We start from the raw sequence: 18,885 nt of genomic DNA, 5'->3' as shown, positions 1-18,885 counted from the left end.
ATTTTTTTATTTAGTAATCGTCGTACCAATCGTTTCTCCGGAAACTGCACGTTTGATATTACCCTGCTCTGTAATTGAAAATACCACAAGCGGGATGTCATTGTCCATACAGAATGAAGACGCTGTCGCATCCATCACCTGCAGATTTTCCTGGAGCATTTCTATATATGTTAAATTATCATATTTAAATGCGCCGTTGTCCAGTTTGGGATCTGCAGAATAAACACCGTCGACATTGTTTTTGCCCATTAATATTACATCTGCTTCTATTTCAGCAGCTCTGAGCGCCGCAGTAGTATCAGTAGAAAAGTACGGGTTGCCGATTCCTGCTGCAAAGATGACGATACGGCCTTTTTCCAAATGTCTGATCGCACGTCTGCGGATATACGGCTCCGCAACCTGTTTCATTTCGATTGAAGTCAGGACTCTCGTCTCACAGCCAAGCTGTTCAAGGCTGTCCTGAAGTGCAAGTGAATTCATTACGGTTGCGAGCATACCCATGTAGTCCGCTGTACCGCGGTCCATACCAAGGTCGCTGCCCACTTTGCCTCTCCATATATTTCCACCGCCGACGATAACCGCAATTTCCACTCCAAGTTCTTTTGCTTCAGACACCTGGGAAGCAACATTTTTGATCACTTCGGGGTTGATTCCGAAACCGTCGCTGCCTGCCAGTGCTTCACCGCTCAGTTTTAAAACAATTCTTTTGTACATTGAAGATTCAGCCATTATAATTCCCTCACTTATGATATTTGATGAGCTTATTTTAGAAAAAAAGACACCGAAGTGTCTTTTTTATTACTTATTAACCTGACCCATAACTTCATCAGCGAAGTTTTCTTCTCTTTTCTCAATGCCTTCTCCAACTTCAAAACGGATGAAATCAACTAATTTAGAATCATGCTGCTGTAAATATTTTTCCACCGTAATGTCTGAATCTTTGACAAATGGCTGGTTTACGATGCTGATTTCTTCCAAATACTTACGCATTCTGCCTTCAACCATTTTATCAACGATTTTTTCAGGTTTACCTTCGTTAAGCGCCTGCTGCTTGAGGATTTCTCTCTCATGCTTAAGCTCTTCTTCAGGAACCTGGTCTGAAGAAACATATTTAGGGTTGAGTGCCGCTGCGTGCATTGCCACACCTTTGGCAACTTCAGCGTCAGTCGTGCCTTCCACTACAGAAAGGACACCGATGCGCCCGCCCATGTGAAGGTACTCGCCAAATGAACCATTGTCAGTTTTTTCAGCAAGAACGAATCTTCTCAAAGTGAGTTTTTCACCGATTTTTGATACCGCTTCTGTAATTTTATCTTCTACAGTCTGACCATCAATTTCTGATTTATTCAAAGCATCGATATCTTCAGGTTTAACGTCGAGGATATGGTCCGCTATATCTTGAACAAGCTTTTGGAAATCCTCGTTACGTGCGACAAAGTCAGTTTCTGAGTTGATCTCGACTATGACTCCGTCATTACCTTTGGAAGCAACGTGTACAAGACCTTCTGCAGCAATACGGTCTGATTTTTTAGCCGCTTTCGAAATACCTTTTTCACGTAGATGATCAACTGCTGCCTCAAGGTCGCCGTCGGTTGCCTGAAGCGCCTTTTTACAGTCCATCATTCCTGCACCTGTTTTTTCACGTAGTTCTTTTACTAATTTTGCCGAAATAGTAGCCATTACTTAATCCTCCTGGAATCATATTTTAAAAAAGGTGATAAGAGAATTTACTTATCACCATTATTAAACATTTAATCTATTAAAAACTATTCGCTTTTAGTTTCTGCTGTTTCTTCTTCAGCAGGTTCAGCTGATTCTTCCAAATCAATGTTCTGTTCCGCCGCCACTTCATCATCAGAAACACCTTGCTGTCCTTCTAAAACAGCGTCTGCCATTTTGCTTGTCATAAGACGTACTGCACGGATTGCATCGTCATTTGCAGGGATGACATAGTCTATTTCATCAGGATCACAGTTCGTATCCACCATTGCGATGATAGGAATGCCCAGTTTGTGTGCTTCCGCAATTGCGTTGCGCTCTTTACGAGGATCAACGATGAATAATGCCTTCGGCATTTCTTTCATGTCACGGATGCCGCCTAAGAATTTGATCAAACGGTCATATTCCTTACGGATCTCAACAACTTCTTTTTTAGGAAGTACTTCAAAAATACCGTCTGCTTCCATCTTTTCAATTTCATCAATGCGTCTGATACGCTTTGAAATTGTTTTATAGTTAGTCAAGATACCGCCCAGCCATCTCTGGTTGACGTAAAGTTGACCAGCTCTTTCCGCTTCTTCTTTGATAGCGTCCTGAGCCTGTTTCTTAGTACCGACGAATAAAATTTTACCGCCGTCTTCAGAAATGCTTTTAGCAAAGTTATATGCTTCAGCAACTTTCTTGACTGTTTTCTGCAGGTCGATGATGTAGATGCCGTTTCTCTCAGTGAAGATGTATCTCTTCATCTTAGGGTTCCAGCGACGAGTCTGGTGACCGAAGTGTACACCAGCTTCAAGTAATTGTTTCATTGTAATTACTGCCATTATATTTCCTCCTTTTGTTGTTACCTCCAATGCTACTGGATGAAACCACTCAGTGATGAGCACCGATTTCACCGTGCATAACATTGTGCGTAATCGGCAATTTTTTTGCCGTTTAATAATATATCATATATAAACACATAAATCAAATATATATTAACTCTCTTTTCTGAGTTCCGGCAGGAAGTCTTCTTTCTTCACCTTGATGTATGTTCCCTTCATACCAAGAGAACGTGATTCAATGACACCGGCACTTTCCAATTTACGGAGTGCGTTGACGATTACCGAACGGGTGATGCCCACTCTGTCTGCAACTTTCGATGCGACGAGAAGTCCTTCATCAGCATTCAGCTCATCAAAGATATGCTCGATTGCCTCTCTTTCTGAATATGACAATGAACGGATTGCCATGGCAATGCTCGCTTTGTCACGTGCCTTCTTCTCAATCTCTTCATGTTTTTCCCTCAGGATTTCCATGCCGACCACTGTTGTTGCATATTCGGCAAGCACAAGATCATCCTGGCTGAACGGTTCTGTCACTCTGCCGAGGGCCAAAGTACCGAGACGCTCCCCGCCGCCATATATCGGTAAAATGGTCGTTTCAGAATCCTGGAATGAATCTTCGGTCGGGAAGATTGTCAGTTCGTTGTCAAAATCGATATTTTCTGTTGTTTCACTGACTCTCATGATCTTATTTACATACTCTTCAGGAAAGCGGCGGTTTTCAAGCATTTCGATGATACGCTCGTTCTCAATTTTGTGATTGACGCCGAAACCGAGCAGTTTGCCTTTGCGAGATACGATGAAGACATTACACTCAAGCACCCGGCTTACTTTTTCCGAAACTTCATTAAAATCTACTTTAACACCCGCAATGCTTTGAATCAGTGTATTAATTTCTCTTGTTTTTTGTAGTAGTGAACTCATTTAGAATTCTCCTTTATTTTTTTATAATATGAATTGACTTAATTTCTCATCTTTCTGAATATGGGACAATTTGCTGTTTACATACTGTTCTGTAATTTCTACATGTGCGCCCTGCATATTGCTCGCTTCAAACAACAGCTCCTCAAGCAGTGTTTCCAGTATTGTATGAAGTCTTCTGGCTCCAATGTCATCTGTATCCGTATTGACCTGATGTGCAGTTTTGGCCAGTTCCGCAATTGCTTCATCCGTGAACGAAATGGCGACTTCTTCGGTCTGGAGCAGTGCTTCGTACTGTCTGATCAGTGAACGTTTCGGCTCTTTCAGTATCTTTTCAAAATCTTCGGCGGTCAGCTTATCCAGCTCCACTCTGATCGGGAACCTGCCCTGAAGTTCAGGTATCAGGTCACTTGGCTTGGAGACATGGAATGCACCTGCTCCGATGAATAATATATGTTCCGTATCAATCGACCCGTACTTCGTCTGAACCCGGCTGCCTTCAACAATCGGCAGAATATCCCTCTGGACGCCTTCTCTGGAAACATCGCCCGAATTCTGACCGCCTTTTGCGATCTTATCCATTTCATCGATGAATATGATACCCATCGTTTCGGCAAGATTGATGGCCTCATCGTTGACATTATCCGTATCGATGATTTTTTCGGCTTCTTCACGAATCAGATATTCACGTGCTTTTTTAACAGGCATTGTACGTTTGTGTTTTTTCTTCGGCATAAACTGTTTGAACATATCCTGCATACCGGATTCTTCCATGCCCGGCATCATCATGCCCATCGGATTCTGTTCTTCCTGTACTTCTATGCTGACTTCCTCATCCTCCAGATAGCCATTAAGCAGTTTGGAGCGGAGACTGCGCCGCTTGTCTCTCACTTCAGGCGTGACTTCCTCTTCTGAATCGTCTGCACCCTGCTGGTTCATCAGCGCTTCAAAAGGGTTCGTCGTCGTTTTTTCCTTTTTAAATCCCGGTGCAAGAAGCGCGATCAGCCTTTCATTCGCTAGATCTTCCGCATCTTCTTTGACCAGGACCATCTTTTCATCCTTGACCAGCTTGACACTTGCCTGTACAAGATCTCTGACCATACTTTCAACGTCACGCCCGACATAACCGACTTCAGTGAACTTGGTCGCTTCCACTTTTGTAAAAGGGGCACCTGTCAGTTTTGCCATCCGTCTTGCTATCTCGGTCTTGCCGACACCTGTCGGGCCAATCATCAATATATTTTTAGGAATGACCTCATCGCGGAGATCATCTTCAAGCATCATGCGTCTGAACCGGTTGCGCATTGCTATGGCAACCTTCTTCTTTGCTTCATCCTGGCCGATGATGTCCTCATCAAGCCTCGATGTAATCTCTCTTGGAGTCAAATTCTGTTTCAATATAAACGCTCCTTTAGTCGATAGATTCTACTATTATATTGTCATTTGTGAACACGCATATTTCGCTGGCAATGAGCAGACTGTTATATGCAATTTCCTTCGCTGACAATTCACTGCTGTATCTTTTCAGTGCACGGCCTGCGCTGAGTGCATAGTTTCCACCGCTGCCGATTGCGAGTATGCCGTCATCCGGTTCAATGACCTCACCCGTTCCTGAGACAAGCAGCAGCGTCTCTTTGTCCATGACGATCAACATCGCTTCCAGCTGACGCAGCATCTTATCACCGCGCCACTCTTTTGCGAGTTCGACTGCGGCTCTCTGCAGGTTGCCGTTGTAGGAGTAGAGATTCGCTTCGAATTTCTCAAATAAAGTGAATGCGTCCGCCACACTTCCTGCAAAACCGGCAACGACTTTATCATCAAACAGTCTACGCACTTTTTTGGCGGTATGCTTCATGACAACCTGATTGCCGAGTGTCACCTGCCCGTCGCCTGCTATGGCCCGTGAGCCGTTATGCTGGATCGCAAATATCGTTGTACCTTTAATAGCCATTTCTTCACCTCTTCTGACTTCCAGGATGTGTATTCAAATATGTCTTTCTAAGCTGCTCTTTTGAAATATGAGTATACTTCTGAGTTGTCTGCAGTGATTCATGTCCAAGCAATTCCTGGACTGCCCTGATATCCGCCCCGTTGTTCAGCAGATGGGTCGCAAAACTGTGTCTCAGCTTATGAGGATGGAGGTCAAAATTTTGCGCACTCCGTTTGACCATCATATCAAGCACATGACGCAGCCCTCTCACCGTGAGCGGTTCATAGCGGTAATTCAGCCAGAGCGAACCACTTTCATCGATATGTTTTTTAAAATGTCCGATATATTCCTTCAGGCTCGATTTTGTCATCTCGTTAAAGGGCACTATTCTGTCCTTGTTCCCTTTTCCGTACACTTTTATAATCATATAATCAAAATCTATTCGATCGGTTTTCAAAGAAATCAGTTCGGATGCACGGATGCCCGTAGCATAAAGCAGTTCCAGTATCGCTTTATCACGCAGGTACATCTTGCTGCTCTGATCCAGAGATTCAAAAAGTGCATCGATCTCATTTTCATATAAAAAGGTAGGTAATGCTTTTTCTTTCTTTGGAAAAGGCAGATTTATAAACGGATGGTTTTCCACTTCTCCATGCTCGATCAGAAAATGATAATAGCTGCGAAGAGAAGATATTTTCCTCGACACAGTCGCCCTTTTCAGTCCTTTGTCATACAACATGGCCAGATAGTTTCTCGCATCCATATATTTGAATGTACTTATATTCAAACCTTCACTCTTTAGAAAATCATGAAATTCATCTAAATCTTTGGCGTAGCTTTTAATTGTGTGTGCCGATAAATTTCTCTGATAAAGCAAACGGTCCAAAAAACGTTGTTTAAGAACGATTGGATTTACCTCCTTTTATCAGAATCTTATCACAATTCCAAATAGCCTTTCAATAATTTTAATCTATTAGCAAAAGTATGGATTAAGTGCCCATTCAGTATTATAAAATATTTCATCCGGAATTGCACACAATAATATGAATATTATCAATTAATTATTTAATCAATCAGTTTCAAGTCCAAAAAAGGCCTAAAAAATCTACCTATTGATCATAGGTAGATTAAGAGTTAATTATTCACTTTCTCCGTGTAATCACAGTTTGAACATTTAACCTGGGCATTCTTACCTTTTTTCGCTTCGACAAGATGATGGTCACACTTCGGACAATCTCTTCCTATCGGTCTGTCCCAGCTGATGAAATCACATTCAGGATACTGGTCACATCCGTAAAATATACGGTTCTTTTTGGATTTACGTTCGATGACATCGCCTTTTTTACATTTAGGACATGTCACACCGATCGATTTGACGATCGCCTTTGTATTTCTGCATTCAGGGAAATTGGAACAGGCTTTGAACTTGCCGTAGCGTCCCATTTTATAAACCATAGGAGAGCCGCACTTCTCACAGTCTTCCCCTACCGGTTCATCTTTGATTTCTATTTTCTCCATTTCTTCTTCCGCACGTTCAACACGCGGTTCGAATTCCTTATAGAAATCATCGATGACTTTTTTCCATGAAGCCTTGCCTTCAGCGACACTGTCAAGATCAGCTTCCATCGTCTTCGTAAAATCAACATCTATTATATCCGGGAAGTATTCTTCCATGGACTGATGGACAATCTCACCGATTTCTGTCGGCATAAAACGCTTCTGGTCCATGCGGACATAGTTGCGCTTTTGAATGGTATCGATTGTCGGTGAGTAGGTTGACGGCCGGCCGATGCCGAGTTCTTCCAGTGTTTTGACAAGCCTCGCCTCTGTAAATCTCGGCGGCGGCTGTGTGAAGTGCTGATTAGGGTTGATTTTCAGGCTCGTGACCTTCTCTCCTTCAGCGATTTCTGGAAGACGGTTGTTCAACTCCTCTTCCTCATCATCTTTACCTTCGATATAAATCTGCATGAAACCTTTGAACTTGATCGTCTGGCCGTTACTTCTGAATGTTACACCGTTATTCGACAAGTCCATTCTGACAGTGTCAAGGATTGCAGGCGCCATCTGACTCGCTATGAAACGGTCCCAAATGAGTTTATATAGACGGTGCTGATCCCGTGTCAGATACTGCTTCATATTTGCAGGTGTCCTCGCACTTGAAGTCGGTCTCACTGCTTCGTGAGCATCCTGTGCCTGTGCACTTTCTTTCTGCCTTTTCTGGTAGCCGAGGAACTCTTTACCGAAAGTATCCACTATATAATCTGCCGCTTCCGCTTTTGCGACCGGTGAAATTCTTGTGGAGTCGGTTCTCATATATGTGATCAGACCGACTGTCCCCGATCCTTTAATATCGATACCTTCATACAACTGCTGGGCGACCATCATTGTTTTTCTGGTCTTGAAGTTTAATTTCCTTGCAGCTTCCTGCTGAAGTGAGGAAGTTGTAAAACTGTTGGCAGGAAAACGTTTCTTTTCCTTTTTCTCCACTTTATCGACATTGAATTCATCGCCTGAAATACGGGCAAGTACTTTGTCGACGTCTTCCCTTGTATTCAATTTCACTTTTTTATTATCGACAGAATTGAATTTACCTTTGAATTCCGAGCGTTTATATTTGAAGTCGTTCTCAATCGTCCAATATTCTTCAGGTTTGAAGTTGCGTATTTCATTCTCACGGTCGATGATTAGACGAAGTGCAACGGATTGTACACGTCCCGCAGATAATCCTTTTTTAACTTTCTTCCATAATACCGGTGAAATGTTATAGCCCACCAGTCTGTCCAATAAACGTCTCGCCTGCTGGGCGTCAACCAGTTCCTGATTGATCTTGCCAGGGGTTTTAAAGCTTTCTTTTACAGCATCTTTTGTTATTTCGTTGAATACGACTCTATAGTAATCATTATTTTCTCCGAGAGCATGTGACAAGTGCCATGCTATCGCTTCTCCCTCGCGGTCCGGGTCGCTGGCTAAAAACACTTTCTTGGCTTTTTTCGCTTCTTTCTTCAGATCTTTCAAAAGCGGACCTTTGCCTCGAATAGTAATATATTTAGGTTCATAATTGTTTTCAGTGTCAATTCCCATTTGACTGCGGGGCAAATCACGCAAGTGTCCCATCGAAGCAACAACTTTATATCTTTTTCCCAAGTACTTTTCAATCGTTTTAGCTTTCGCCGGGGATTCCACTATTACTAAATTATCAGCCACGATGCGTTTGCCTCCTTCGGTTGTAGTTTCAAAATCAAATACTAATTGCAATCATTTCTTTTGTCAACTCTTTAATATTATCCACGGCTGCCAAATACTGAAAATTTCTAAAAATAATCCTTCATAATGTCCTCGCTTCTGAGTACCATTTCGGCACCTTCCTGCAGCCGTGCATTGGTCCCTTTTGACAGCAGTGATGTGATATTTCCCGGCAGACAGTATGTGTTCCGGTTTTCGTTCATGGCCATTTCCAAAGTGATCAGGCTGCCGCTTTTCTCTTCTGCCTCCGTCACGAGAATACCACGGGATAAGCCGGCTATGATACGGTTTCGTGCGATAAAACGCCATTTCTCTATTGAAGCGTGCGGCGGATATTCACTGATTGTCAGACCCTTCTGTTCCATCCGTGCCCGTATACTATATGTAGATTTTGGATAATGCAGATCATGACCGAAAGCGAGAACCCCTGCCGTGGATACTTCACTGGAAAGGCATAATTTATGTGCGATTTCATCCGCTCCGTATGCAAGACCGGAAACGACACATATATTTTTTAATTCGGGAATGATATCCGCCAGAGATTCAGATGTGTACCTCGTCGCTTTACGGCTGCCGACAATTCCAAGCATCGGTCTGTTCAATAAACTTCTGTCGCCTTTCAGATAAAGTATATACGGCGGGTCGTGTATTTCTTTCAGCAGTGCCGGATAATCCTTATCATCGATGGTCATGTATGTAATATTCTTATCTGCAAGCTGCATCATGATCTGCTTCATATTCAGCCTGCAGGCCGCCGAAAGTTTAGTCTGTATTTTCTCGGGCAGTCTGAATTCAGGCGGGCTATTTTTTATTGCCTGGTATTCCTGCACAGTTATTCCTGCATATGACAGCGCTAAAAAGTTCAAGTCATCACCTCTTTATATGATAACTTTAATTATATGTCAAAAATCCGGTTTTATATTTTACATTATCAATTCAAAAATTGGTAAATAAAGACAAAAATAGTGCTGTCCCCCTAATGGAACAGCACTATTTTCAATCATATATATGAGAATATGAAGTTTATTTTACAGTCAGGCATTTTTCATAAAGGCCATCTTCTTTTTTGATACGGTTGATCAGAGTTTCACCGATTTCTGACGGTGTATCCGAAGTTTCAATACCGCATTCGTTCATTGTTTTGATTTTTTCATCCGCTGTACCTTTACCGCCTGAGATGATCGCACCGGCATGGCCCATGCGTTTCCCCGGAGGTGCAGTCACGCCGCCGATGAATCCTACTACCGGCTTGGTCATGTTTTCCTTGACCCACTCAGCCGCTTCTTCTTCTGCAGTACCGCCGATTTCACCAATCATGACGACCGCTTCAGTTTCAGGATCTTCGTTGAATGCTTTAAGCGCATCGATGAAGTCCGTGCCGTTTACCGGGTCTCCGCCGATACCGACAGCTGTTGTCTGGCCGATTCCGGCCTGCGTCAGCTGATGAACCGCTTCATAAGTCAATGTACCTGAACGGCTGACTACACCGACGTGGCCTTTTTTGTGAATATATCCCGGCATGATACCGATCTTACACTCATCAGCGGTGATGACACCCGGACAGTTAGGGCCGACAAGACGTGTCTTCTTGCCTTCTAAATAACGTTTAACTTTAACCATGTCTATTACAGGAATATGCTCTGTAATACAGATGACAAGATCCAGCTCTGCCTCCGCACTTTCGATGATAGCATCTGCTGCGAACGGTGCAGGGACATAGATTACTGATACTGTTGCACCAGTTTCTTTTTTAGCTTCTTCTACTGTATTGAACACAGGAACGCCCTCGACTTCCTGGCCGCCTTTACCAGGTGTGACACCTGCCACAATTTTAGTGCCATATTCAAGCATCTGCTCTGTATGGAATAGTGCAGTCGAGCCTGTGATACCTTGTACTAATACTTTCGTATCTTTATCAATAAAAACACCCACAGTGAATTCCTCCGTTAAATTTTATTTATTTTCTTCTACTGCCGCAATAATCTTTTGAGCGCCTTCAGCCATTGTTGTCGCGGGAGTGATATCAAGACCTGAATCTTTCAGGATCTTTTTACCTTCGTCGACGTTTGTACCTTCAAGACGTACGACCAATGGAATTTCAAGTCCTACGTTTTCAACAGCTTCCACGACACCCTGTGCAATGATGTCACATTTCATGATACCGCCGAAGATGTTGACGAAAATACCTTTAACGCCCTCATCACCAAGGATGATTTTGAATGCTTCCGTAACCTTTTCAGCAGTCGCGCCGCCCCCTACGTCAAGGAAGTTCGCCGGTTTTCCGCCGAAGTGGTTGATTGTGTCCATCGTTGCCATTGCAAGGCCGGCACCGTTAACCATACAGCCGATGTTGCCGTCCAGTGCAACGTATGACAGATCATATTTGGAAGCCTGGATCTCTTTTGGATCTTCTTCGTCCAGGTCACGCAGTTCAACAACATCTTTCTGTCTGAACAATGCGTTTTCATCGAAGTTCACCTTCGCATCAAGAGCGAGTACTTCGCCTTCACCTGTTGTGACAAGCGGGTTGATCTCGATAATGGAAGCATCTTTTTCAACGAAGACGTTGTAAAGGGAAAGCATCAATTTTGCTGCTTTGTTGACAGACTCTTTAGGTATGTTGATATTGAATGCCAGTCGTTTTGCCTGGTAGGGCATCAAGCCGATAACTGGATCAACGACCTCTTTAAATATTTTCTCAGGATTGGTTGCCGCAACTTCCTCAATTTCAGTTCCACCCTCTTCAGAGCCCATAAGAACTATTCTGTCAGTTGCGCGGTCGATGACAAAACCGATATAATATTCACTTTGAATATCGCAGCCTTCTTCGACAAGCAGTCTTTTAACTTCTTTGCCTTCAGGTCCTGTCTGGGGAGTCACCAATACTTTTCCAAGCAGTTCTTTGGCGTACTCTTTTACTTCATCGATGGTTTTGGCAATTTTAACCCCTCCGGCTTTACCTCTGCCGCCGGCATGAATTTGAGCTTTGACAACATAGACATCCGTGTCGAGCTCTTTTGCTGCCTTCACAGCCTCTTCAGGTGTGTATGCAACGCTGCCTGTTGGAACGTTTACACCCATAGAGCGAAAAATTTCTTTCCCTTGATACTCATGAATATTCATGTTCTTCCTCCTAAGATAATTATAATCCTTACACTTCAATTATAGAAAAGGTAAATATTAAAGTAAACTGTCAAAACAATGTTTTCTGATTAATTTTACTTTTCACCGGCTCAAAAGTCTTCCGATGTATCTTTGTGACACCGAAATTCTCTATGCCGTCGAGATGTTTCCTCGTCCCGTAGCCTTTATTGTTCTCAAAATCATAGCCGGGGAACTCTTTACTATAACTATCCATCATCATATCACGAGTTGTTTTTGCAAGCACGCTTGCCGCAGCAATCGAGTTGGAATTCGCATCCCCTTTGATGATGGATGTCTGTTCTATATCCGTATCCAGTGTCATCGCATCGATTAGGAGATGATCCGGCTGCTCTGTCAGATTTTCCAGTGCACGGTTCATTGCGATTTTTGCCGCCTGATAAATATTATATTCATCAATTTCCTCTGATGTGGCGATACCGATGCCGTAATCCGCATGTGCCATGATGAATTCACGGAACTCCAGACGCTTTTTCACCGACAGCTTCTTTGAATCATCGAGACCCGGGAGTTTGAAATCATCCGGCAGAATCACTGCTGCGGCAACAACTTCACCTGCTATCGGGCCGCGTCCCGCCTCATCGATGCCAGCGACAACCTTTCCCGGATGTTCATTTTCATATCTCATCATGTATTCGTACTTTTCCAGCAGTAGCGCCTGTTTTTCAAGGCGGTTTCTGTGCTGCAGCAATGCTTTTTGGACACCTGCCCGCTCATCTTTGTGATGCGGGCATGATTCCAGTGCCTCGAGAGATTCAATCAGTTTGATTTCTTTCGTTACTTCACTGATCGTCGCCATCGAAGTCGCTCACTTTATCCAATGTATATCTGCCGATCTTGGCATTTCTGATGTCGTAGATGACTTTCTCAGTCACGGCTTCATAATTGATTTCGTTGCCACTCATCTTAAGACCGCGGCTTTTGCCGATGGCATCGTAAAGCTCGATGACACCGCTCTCTTCATCGACTGATATATTATAAAATCTGTTCAAATCCTGGAGGTGATGCTGTTGTAGGAAATCGAGCCCGAAAATAGCCACTTCATCCAGCGGCACGACCGAATCTTTGATCGCACCCGTCAAAGACAGTTTCTTGCCGACCGTGTCGTCTTCGAATTTCGGCCACAGTATCCCCGGCGTATCGAGAAGCTCCATGTTTTTCCCCGCTTTTATCCACTGCTGCGCCTTTGTCACCCCCGGTGTATTGCCGGTTTTGGCGATTTTTCTTTTTGCGATATTATTGATGACCGTCGATTTGCCGACATTCGGAATACCGATGATCATCGCTCTGATCGCTCTTTTATTTATCCCTTTTCTCTCCATCTTTTCAAAAATCTCTTTAGTCGCTTCAGCGGCCAGCGGCTCAATTTTCGAAATGATCTGGTGACTGCGGCCGTTGATCGCAACAGGATACTTGCCCTGTGACTTGAAATGGCTGATCCAGCGGTCCGTTTCACTCTCGTCTGCCATATCCATCTTGTTCAGGACAACGACACGCGGCTTATGCTGTGTGATCTCGTCCATCATCGGATTATGGCTGGCATGAGGAATTCTCGCATCCAGAATTTCTATGATGACATCTATCTTCTTTAAATTTTCTTCAACTTCTCTTCTTGCTTTGGCCATATGGCCCGGAAACCAGTTTATGCTCACAGATTTTCCCTCACTGTCATGATATTTTTATATTGATCTTCATCCAGACAATCATACCAAAATAAAAACTCGGACATCAAGTTGTGATGTCCGAGTTTTCATCGAATTATCTGATTTCTCTGATACGGGCTGCTTTACCACGCAGACTGCGCAGGTAGTAAAGTTTCGCACGACGTACACGTCCACGACGAGTAACATCTATTTTCTCAATTTTTGGCGTGTGTACAGGGAATGTACGCTCTACACCGACACCGTATGAGATTTTACGTACTGTAAACGTTTCGGAAATGCCGCCGCCGCGTCTTTTGATGACTACACCTTCAAAGACCTGGATTCTTTCACGGCTGCCCTCGATGATACGTACGTGAACTTTTACAGTATCTCCGGGTTTGAATTCCGGCAGATCTGTTTTAAGCTGCTCTTTCGTCAAATCATTAATCAATTGTTGTGACATTAATATCTTCTCCTTCTTCCAACTTTCTTGCCAATCATAGCAGCGGATAGTTGTGATTAGTGTCTGAACACTCGTATAATATTACCATATACATGGTGGACTTTCAATATCTTTTATTCATATAAAAGTTTTAGTCCAATAAATCCGGACGGCGCTCCCTGGTCCGTTTCAAACTTTCATTGTAGCGCCACTCGTCTATCTTCTTATGGTCCCCGTTCAAAAGCACTTCCGGCACTTTCATTCCGCGGTATTCCCTGGGGCGTGTGTAGTGCGGATGTTCAAGCATGCCTGTGGAAAATGAGTCCTGTTCATGACTTTCCTGATTGCTGATGACGTTCGGTATGAGCCGTACAATCGCATCCGTCATCGTCATACTTGCAAGCTCGCCGCCGGTCAGTACATAGTCACCTATGGATACTTCATCTGTCACCAGTGTGCGGATGCGCTCGTCATAACCTTCATAATGTCCGCATATGAAGACGATATTCTCTTCCTTACTCAAATCTTCAGCCATCTTCTGATCGAACGGTGCACCCTGAGGACATAACAGTATCACCCGTGGATTTTCAACTTCCAGTGCATCCATCGCGTTGAAAATCGGTTCCGGCTTCAAAACCATCCCCGCACCGCCGCCATATGGATAATCATCCACCTTGTTGTGCTTATCCTCGGAGTAATCCCGGAAATCTATCAGATTATAATCAACGATACCTTTATCTTTTGCCCGTTTTAAAATAGAGGTGTTCAACACCCCGTCGTACATTTCCGGGAACAAAGTCAAGTAATGGATATTCATTCCAACAATCCTTCCATCGGTGTAATGATTATTTTCTCATTCTCCAGATCGATCTCCGTTACGACATCCTCAATATATGGAATCATATATTCCTTATTATTGTCATCACGGACCGCCCACACATCATTCGCCCCCGTCTGGAAAATATCCGTCACATGCCCGAGCGCTTTTCCGTCATCAGTAAATACGGCAAGACCGATGATTTCACTGAAGTGAAACTCACCCTCTTCAAGCATCAGTTCCACACTCTCTGCATCCTGCAGCACATCTTCATCCTTCAAACCCTCGACATCGTTGATGTTCGTGACCCCTTCAAAAGTCAAAAGATGAAAATTTTTATGCGTGCGGTATTTCTCTATCGTAAGATCTTTATTTTTTATATGAACGATCTGCCCCGGCTGAAAACGCTCCGCCGTAAAGTCTGAATCACTGAGAACCTTCACTTCTCCGCGGACACCGTGGAAACCGACCAGCCTTCCTATAGTAATCATTTTATAACCACCTTAAAAATTAATGGATTCATGATGGGCCATGTCAGTGCCCACCCTTCATGATCCAATATCATCTATTATATACCCGTTGCAGACAGCCGGACAACCATTAAAATAAGCGGCGTTTAGACAGGGCAGATTTCGCTGATTACTGCACAGCAGAATAAAGACCGCCTGCTCACTTGACAATAAAAACCTCATCAGGTGAGCAGGCACTGAGGCACAGTCTCCGGGACATAAAAAAGAGACACGCCCCAGAAGGGTGTGTCCTCAAAATTTAATCTACATCAACAAACACTTTCTTGGAACTGTCGTGATTCGTATTGGACATGATGATACGTATTGCCTTGATTACACGGCCACGTTTACCGATTACACGTCCGACGTCATCACTGTGGACTGATATTTTGTAAGAAACATTGTACTTTGATTCTTCAAAAGTTATCTCCAGATCTTCCGGATGATCAAGCATCGGTTTAAGAATTGTTTGTAATAAATTTTCCATAGTGCTTATTTCCCAAGTTTTTCGTTGTGGAATTTTTCCATAACGCCTTTGCGGCTCAGGATGTTGCGAACCGTGTCGCTTGGTTTGGCACCGTCTCTTAACCATTGAATTGCTTTATCTTCATCTAAAGTGATGTTTTCATCTTCTTTGGAAACTGGGTTGTATGAACCGATCTGCTCGATGATGCGGCCGTCTCTTGGACTTCTTGCATCAGCAACTACAATACGGTAGTAAGGATTTCTCTTTGAACCCATACGTGTCAATCTTAATTTTACAGCCATTTGAATAACTCCTTTCTATCTTCAATTTCACTTTTACTACTATATCAGATAATAAAAAACTTGTAAAGAGCTTTCCCTTTACAAGTTTGAATTTCTTTATTTTAAAACGGCAGCTGCATATTTCCGAATGGATTTTTCTTCTTGCCTTTGCCGCCCGTCATCTGTTTCATCATCTTTTTCATATCGTTGAACTGCTTCAGGAGACGGTTCACTTCCTGAAGTGAACGGCCTGAACCTTTTGCGATCCTTTTCTTTCTGCTCGCATTAAGTTTCTCAGGCTTTTCACGCTCTTCCATCGTCATTGAACGGATGATTGCCTGGACGTGGTCGATTTCCTTGCCGCTCATCTGCATCTTATCGAGGCCCTTGATCTTATTCGCGCCGGGCATCATTTTAAGCAGTTCATCAAGCGGCCCCAAAGTTTTCACCTGGTCCATCTGCTCGAGGAAGTCATCTAAAGTGAAGCTCTGATCTTTGATCTTCTGCTCCATCTTCTTCTGTTCGTCCATATCGACATTCGACTGTGCTTTCTCGATGATGGACATCATGTCGCCCATCCCGAGAATTCTCTGTGCCATACGGTCCGGGTGGAAGGATTCAAGCCCGTCCATCTTCTCCGATACACCGATGAATTTGATCGGTTTTTCAGTGACTGAACGGATGGACAGTGCCGCACCGCCTCGTGTGTCGCCGTCGAGTTTCGTCAGTGTGACACCGGAAATATCCAGAAGGTCGTTGAACGACTCTGCGACATTGACAGCATCCTGGCCGGTCATCGAGTCGACGACAAGCATGATTTCATCAGGCTGTGAAATTTCCTTGATATCTTTCAGTTCATTCATTAAATCTTCATCGATATGGAGACGACCCGCAGTATCGATGATGACAGTGTCCAGGTGCTCTTCCTTGGCATGAGTGAGCGCTTTGGTCGCTATTTCCTGGGGTTTCACCTTATCTCCAAGGTTGAAAACAGGTACGTCGATCTGCTTACCGACCGTTTCCAGCTGGTCGATGGCTGCCGGACGGTATATATCACCTGCTACGAGCATCGGTTTTTTATTGAAGTTCTTTCTCAGATGCAGCGCGAGTTTACCGGCTGTCGTCGTTTTACCGGCACCCTGCAGGCCGACCATCATGATGACGGTCGGCGGTTTCTGGGCAAGATTGATCTTTTGATTTTCGCCGCCCATCAGTTCCGTGAGTTCTTCCTTTACAATTTTTATGACCTGCTGGCCGGGTGTCAGTGACTGCATGACATCACTGCCGAGTGCGCGCGCGCGTACCTGGTTTATAAATTGTTTGACCACTTTAAAGTTGACGTCCGCTTCAAGCAGTGCAAGACGCACTTCGCGCATCATCACTTTGACGTCCGATTCAGTGACCTTGCCTTTACTTTTCACACGGTCCATCGTGGCCTGGAGTCGTTCTCCTAAACCTTCAAAAGCCATTGCTACTCCTCCTCCAGAGTTTCAAGTTCATTTATGACATCGTTTATCTTACTGACTTTTCCATCTTGTGCATACTCTTTGATCTGCTGGTAGTACTGCTGCCTCTTCATGAAATCATGATACAGCTCCAGATTCGTTTCATAGTCTTCAAGCAGATCTTTAGTACGTTTTAAATTATCATATACAGCCTGTCTTGTCACATCCAGAGTCTCTGCGATCTCACTGAATGTATAGTCTTCCAAATAATAAAGTTCTACATAGGCACGCTGTTTTTCAGTCAGCAGTGAATGATAGAAATCGTATAAATAATTGATCCGGGTGGTCCTTTCAAGTTCTTCAGTCATTTTTATCACTGGCTTCTTCTGCTGCATCCAGCTCTTCAGACTGATGGATCATGTCCGCAAACAGGCCGTATACATAGTTTTCAGCATCAAATTCCTGAAGGTCATCCAGCTGTTCTCCGAGACCGACGAATTTAACCGGAATACCGAGCTCGTTTTTGATCGCAAGGACGATACCGCCTTTGGCCGTTCCGTCAAGCTTGGTAAGCACGATTCCTGAGACATCCGTCACTTCTTTGAACGATTTTGCCTGGATCAGTGCATTCTGCCCGGTCGTTGCATCCAGCGTCAAAAGCACTTCGTGCGGCGCCTCGGGCACAACTTTCTGAATGACTTTCTTCATCTTGCCAAGCTCATTCATGAGGTTCCCTTTATTCTGCAGACGTCCTGCTGTGTCACAGATCAGGACATCCGTCCCTCTCCGTTTCGCAGCATTGACAGCATCAAACATCACCGCTGCAGGGTCGCTGCCCTCCGCCTGCCTGATCACATCGACATCGACGCGGTCGCCCCAGATCTGAAGCTGGTTGATCGCACCTGCACGGAATGTATCTCCGGCAGCAAGCATGACGGATTTGCCTTCATTTTTATATTTATGTGCCAGTTTGCCTATGCTCGTCGTTTTGCCGACACCGTTCACACCGACGACAAGTATGACCGTCAGACCATCTTTCTGTATATTCACAGTTTCCGGCAGATCATCATTGCGTTCGTAGATTTCAACCATCTTTTCAACGATGGTCTCTTTTAAATCTTCCGTTTCAGTAATGTTTTTAACTTTTGCTTCCTGTCTGAGTTCGTCGGTCAGTTCCATCACTGTGTTGAAACCGACGTCAGCACCGATCAGCAGCTCTTCCAGCGCTTCGAAAAAGTCTTCATCCACTTTGCGGTAGACCGCCAGCAGCTGATTGATCTCCGACTGAAATTTTTCACGGCTCTTCTCAAGTCCCGCCTTGAACTTGTAGGCGAGCTGTTCTTGTTCCCATTCCTCAAATTCTTCAATGCTGATCAGGCCGTCGTCAAGCTTCTCGTTCTGGTGTTCGGCCGACGGCAGATCTTCCGTCTTTTTCTCAGGTCTGAATTTCTTTTTAAAACGATCAAAAATACCCATTTATATG

21 protein-coding genes are annotated in these 18,885 nt (G+C 44.0%); all 21 read right to left on the bottom strand.

Translation table 11 applies throughout. From position 1 onward, the window contains the following. Nucleotides 1-6: 6 nt before the first annotated feature. Nucleotides 7-729, bottom strand: a complete 723-nt coding sequence (gene pyrH, locus BLR15_RS00820) for a UMP kinase (protein WP_092983707.1) — start codon at nt 727-729, stop codon at nt 7-9. A 69-nt stretch (nt 730-798) separates the two neighbouring features. Further along, nucleotides 799-1,680: a translation elongation factor Ts gene (gene tsf, locus BLR15_RS00815; RefSeq protein ID WP_092983706.1), complete on the bottom strand. Its 882-nt coding sequence runs from the start codon at nt 1,678-1,680 to the stop codon at nt 799-801. Between the two features lie 86 nt (nt 1,681-1,766). Then, entirely contained in the window at nt 1,767-2,543 is a 777-nt protein-coding gene (gene rpsB / locus BLR15_RS00810; protein WP_092983705.1) for a 30S ribosomal protein S2, read from the bottom strand. Between the two features lie 153 nt (nt 2,544-2,696). After that, nucleotides 2,697-3,467, bottom strand: coding sequence for a GTP-sensing pleiotropic transcriptional regulator CodY (gene codY, locus BLR15_RS00805; RefSeq protein WP_092983704.1), 771 nt, complete (start codon nt 3,465-3,467; stop codon nt 2,697-2,699). A 21-nt stretch (nt 3,468-3,488) separates the two neighbouring features. Beyond that, a complete protein-coding gene (hslU, locus tag BLR15_RS00800; protein WP_092983703.1) occupies nt 3,489-4,862 on the bottom strand; it encodes an ATP-dependent protease ATPase subunit HslU in 1,374 nt (457 codons plus the stop codon). 13 nt (nt 4,863-4,875) lie between these two features. Then, nucleotides 4,876-5,415, bottom strand: coding sequence for an ATP-dependent protease subunit HslV (hslV, locus tag BLR15_RS00795; protein WP_092983702.1), 540 nt, complete (start codon nt 5,413-5,415; stop codon nt 4,876-4,878). A gap of 4 nt (nt 5,416-5,419) precedes the next feature. Then, a complete protein-coding gene (xerA, locus tag BLR15_RS00790; RefSeq protein WP_092983701.1) occupies nt 5,420-6,301 on the bottom strand; it encodes a site-specific tyrosine recombinase/integron integrase in 882 nt (293 codons plus the stop codon). A 227-nt stretch (nt 6,302-6,528) separates the two neighbouring features. Further along, a complete protein-coding gene (gene topA, locus BLR15_RS00785; RefSeq protein ID WP_092983700.1) occupies nt 6,529-8,598 on the bottom strand; it encodes a type I DNA topoisomerase in 2,070 nt (689 codons plus the stop codon). Between the two features lie 107 nt (nt 8,599-8,705). Then, nucleotides 8,706-9,503, bottom strand: a complete 798-nt coding sequence (gene dprA, locus BLR15_RS00780) for a DNA-processing protein DprA (RefSeq protein WP_176754008.1) — start codon at nt 9,501-9,503, stop codon at nt 8,706-8,708. A gap of 157 nt (nt 9,504-9,660) precedes the next feature. Beyond that, nucleotides 9,661-10,569 carry a succinate--CoA ligase subunit alpha gene (gene sucD, locus BLR15_RS00775; protein WP_092983699.1) on the bottom strand — a complete coding sequence of 303 codons (909 nt, stop codon included), beginning with the start codon at nt 10,567-10,569 and terminating at the stop codon, nt 9,661-9,663. A 21-nt stretch (nt 10,570-10,590) separates the two neighbouring features. Then, complete coding sequence (sucC, locus tag BLR15_RS00770; RefSeq protein ID WP_281182339.1) at nt 10,591-11,799, bottom strand: ADP-forming succinate--CoA ligase subunit beta; 1,209 nt, start codon at nt 11,797-11,799, stop codon at nt 10,591-10,593. A gap of 31 nt (nt 11,800-11,830) precedes the next feature. Continuing rightward, nucleotides 11,831-12,598 carry a ribonuclease HII gene (locus BLR15_RS00765; RefSeq protein WP_092983697.1) on the bottom strand — a complete coding sequence of 256 codons (768 nt, stop codon included), beginning with the start codon at nt 12,596-12,598 and terminating at the stop codon, nt 11,831-11,833. Beyond that, nucleotides 12,582-13,451, bottom strand: coding sequence for a ribosome biogenesis GTPase YlqF (gene ylqF, locus BLR15_RS00760; protein WP_092983696.1), 870 nt, complete (start codon nt 13,449-13,451; stop codon nt 12,582-12,584). The genes BLR15_RS00765 and ylqF overlap by 17 nt, the downstream gene beginning before the upstream one ends. 106 nt (nt 13,452-13,557) lie before the next feature. After that, nucleotides 13,558-13,905 carry a 50S ribosomal protein L19 gene (rplS, locus tag BLR15_RS00755; protein ID WP_092983695.1) on the bottom strand — a complete coding sequence of 116 codons (348 nt, stop codon included), beginning with the start codon at nt 13,903-13,905 and terminating at the stop codon, nt 13,558-13,560. A 130-nt stretch (nt 13,906-14,035) separates the two neighbouring features. After that, complete coding sequence (gene trmD / locus BLR15_RS00750; RefSeq protein WP_092983694.1) at nt 14,036-14,701, bottom strand: tRNA (guanosine(37)-N1)-methyltransferase TrmD; 666 nt, start codon at nt 14,699-14,701, stop codon at nt 14,036-14,038. Then, nucleotides 14,698-15,192: a ribosome maturation factor RimM gene (rimM, locus tag BLR15_RS00745; protein WP_092983693.1), complete on the bottom strand. Its 495-nt coding sequence runs from the start codon at nt 15,190-15,192 to the stop codon at nt 14,698-14,700. The genes trmD and rimM overlap by 4 nt, the downstream gene beginning before the upstream one ends. Before the next feature lie 277 nt (nt 15,193-15,469). Beyond that, a complete protein-coding gene (locus BLR15_RS00740) occupies nt 15,470-15,697 on the bottom strand; it encodes a KH domain-containing protein (RefSeq protein ID WP_092983692.1) in 228 nt (75 codons plus the stop codon). A 5-nt stretch (nt 15,698-15,702) separates the two neighbouring features. Then, nucleotides 15,703-15,978, bottom strand: coding sequence for a 30S ribosomal protein S16 (gene rpsP / locus BLR15_RS00735; RefSeq protein ID WP_092983691.1), 276 nt, complete (start codon nt 15,976-15,978; stop codon nt 15,703-15,705). A 101-nt stretch (nt 15,979-16,079) separates the two neighbouring features. Continuing rightward, on the bottom strand, nt 16,080-17,426 hold the full coding sequence (gene ffh, locus BLR15_RS00730) for a signal recognition particle protein (RefSeq protein WP_092983690.1): 1,347 nt from the start codon (nt 17,424-17,426) through the stop codon (nt 16,080-16,082). Between the two features lie 2 nt (nt 17,427-17,428). Then, on the bottom strand, nt 17,429-17,770 hold the full coding sequence (locus BLR15_RS00725; RefSeq protein ID WP_092983689.1) for a putative DNA-binding protein: 342 nt from the start codon (nt 17,768-17,770) through the stop codon (nt 17,429-17,431). Beyond that, nucleotides 17,763-18,878 carry a signal recognition particle-docking protein FtsY gene (gene ftsY / locus BLR15_RS00720; protein WP_092983688.1) on the bottom strand — a complete coding sequence of 372 codons (1,116 nt, stop codon included), beginning with the start codon at nt 18,876-18,878 and terminating at the stop codon, nt 17,763-17,765. The genes BLR15_RS00725 and ftsY overlap by 8 nt, the downstream gene beginning before the upstream one ends. Between the last annotated feature and the right edge of the window lie 7 nt (nt 18,879-18,885).

Origin of the sequence: Lacicoccus qingdaonensis (assembly GCF_900101075.1) — a bacterium.
Classification (GTDB): Bacteria; Bacillota; Bacilli; order Staphylococcales; family Salinicoccaceae; genus Lacicoccus; species Lacicoccus qingdaonensis.
The sequence above is the reverse complement of the archived record's forward strand: the minus strand, read 5'-3'. Positions and strand labels throughout refer to the sequence as shown.

Excerpts from the sequence above, each read along its gene's own strand:
- rpsB (WP_092983705.1), bottom strand. The coding sequence starts at position 2,543 with ATGGCAGTAATTACAATGAAACAATTACTTGAAGCTGGTGTACACTTC.
- hslV (WP_092983702.1), bottom strand. The coding sequence starts at position 5,415 with ATGGCTATTAAAGGTACAACGATATTTGCGATCCAGCATAACGGCTCA.
- rimM (WP_092983693.1), bottom strand. The coding sequence starts at position 15,192 with ATGATTACTATAGGAAGGCTGGTCGGTTTCCACGGTGTCCGCGGAGAA.
- trmD (WP_092983694.1), bottom strand. The coding sequence starts at position 14,701 with ATGAATATCCATTACTTGACTTTGTTCCCGGAAATGTACGACGGGGTG.
- rplS (WP_092983695.1), bottom strand. The coding sequence starts at position 13,905 with ATGTCACAACAATTGATTAATGATTTGACGAAAGAGCAGCTTAAAACA.
- BLR15_RS00740 (WP_092983692.1), bottom strand. The coding sequence starts at position 15,697 with ATGGAAAATTTATTACAAACAATTCTTAAACCGATGCTTGATCATCCG.
- codY (WP_092983704.1), bottom strand. The coding sequence starts at position 3,467 with ATGAGTTCACTACTACAAAAAACAAGAGAAATTAATACACTGATTCAA.
- pyrH (WP_092983707.1), bottom strand. The coding sequence starts at position 729 with ATGGCTGAATCTTCAATGTACAAAAGAATTGTTTTAAAACTGAGCGGT.
- ffh (WP_092983690.1), bottom strand. The coding sequence starts at position 17,426 with ATGGCTTTTGAAGGTTTAGGAGAACGACTCCAGGCCACGATGGACCGT.
- tsf (WP_092983706.1), bottom strand. The coding sequence starts at position 1,680 with ATGGCTACTATTTCGGCAAAATTAGTAAAAGAACTACGTGAAAAAACA.
- ftsY (WP_092983688.1), bottom strand. The coding sequence starts at position 18,878 with ATGGGTATTTTTGATCGTTTTAAAAAGAAATTCAGACCTGAGAAAAAG.
- BLR15_RS00765 (WP_092983697.1), bottom strand. The coding sequence starts at position 12,598 with ATGGCGACGATCAGTGAAGTAACGAAAGAAATCAAACTGATTGAATCT.
- BLR15_RS00725 (WP_092983689.1), bottom strand. The coding sequence starts at position 17,770 with ATGACTGAAGAACTTGAAAGGACCACCCGGATCAATTATTTATACGAT.
- rpsP (WP_092983691.1), bottom strand. The coding sequence starts at position 15,978 with ATGGCTGTAAAATTAAGATTGACACGTATGGGTTCAAAGAGAAATCCT.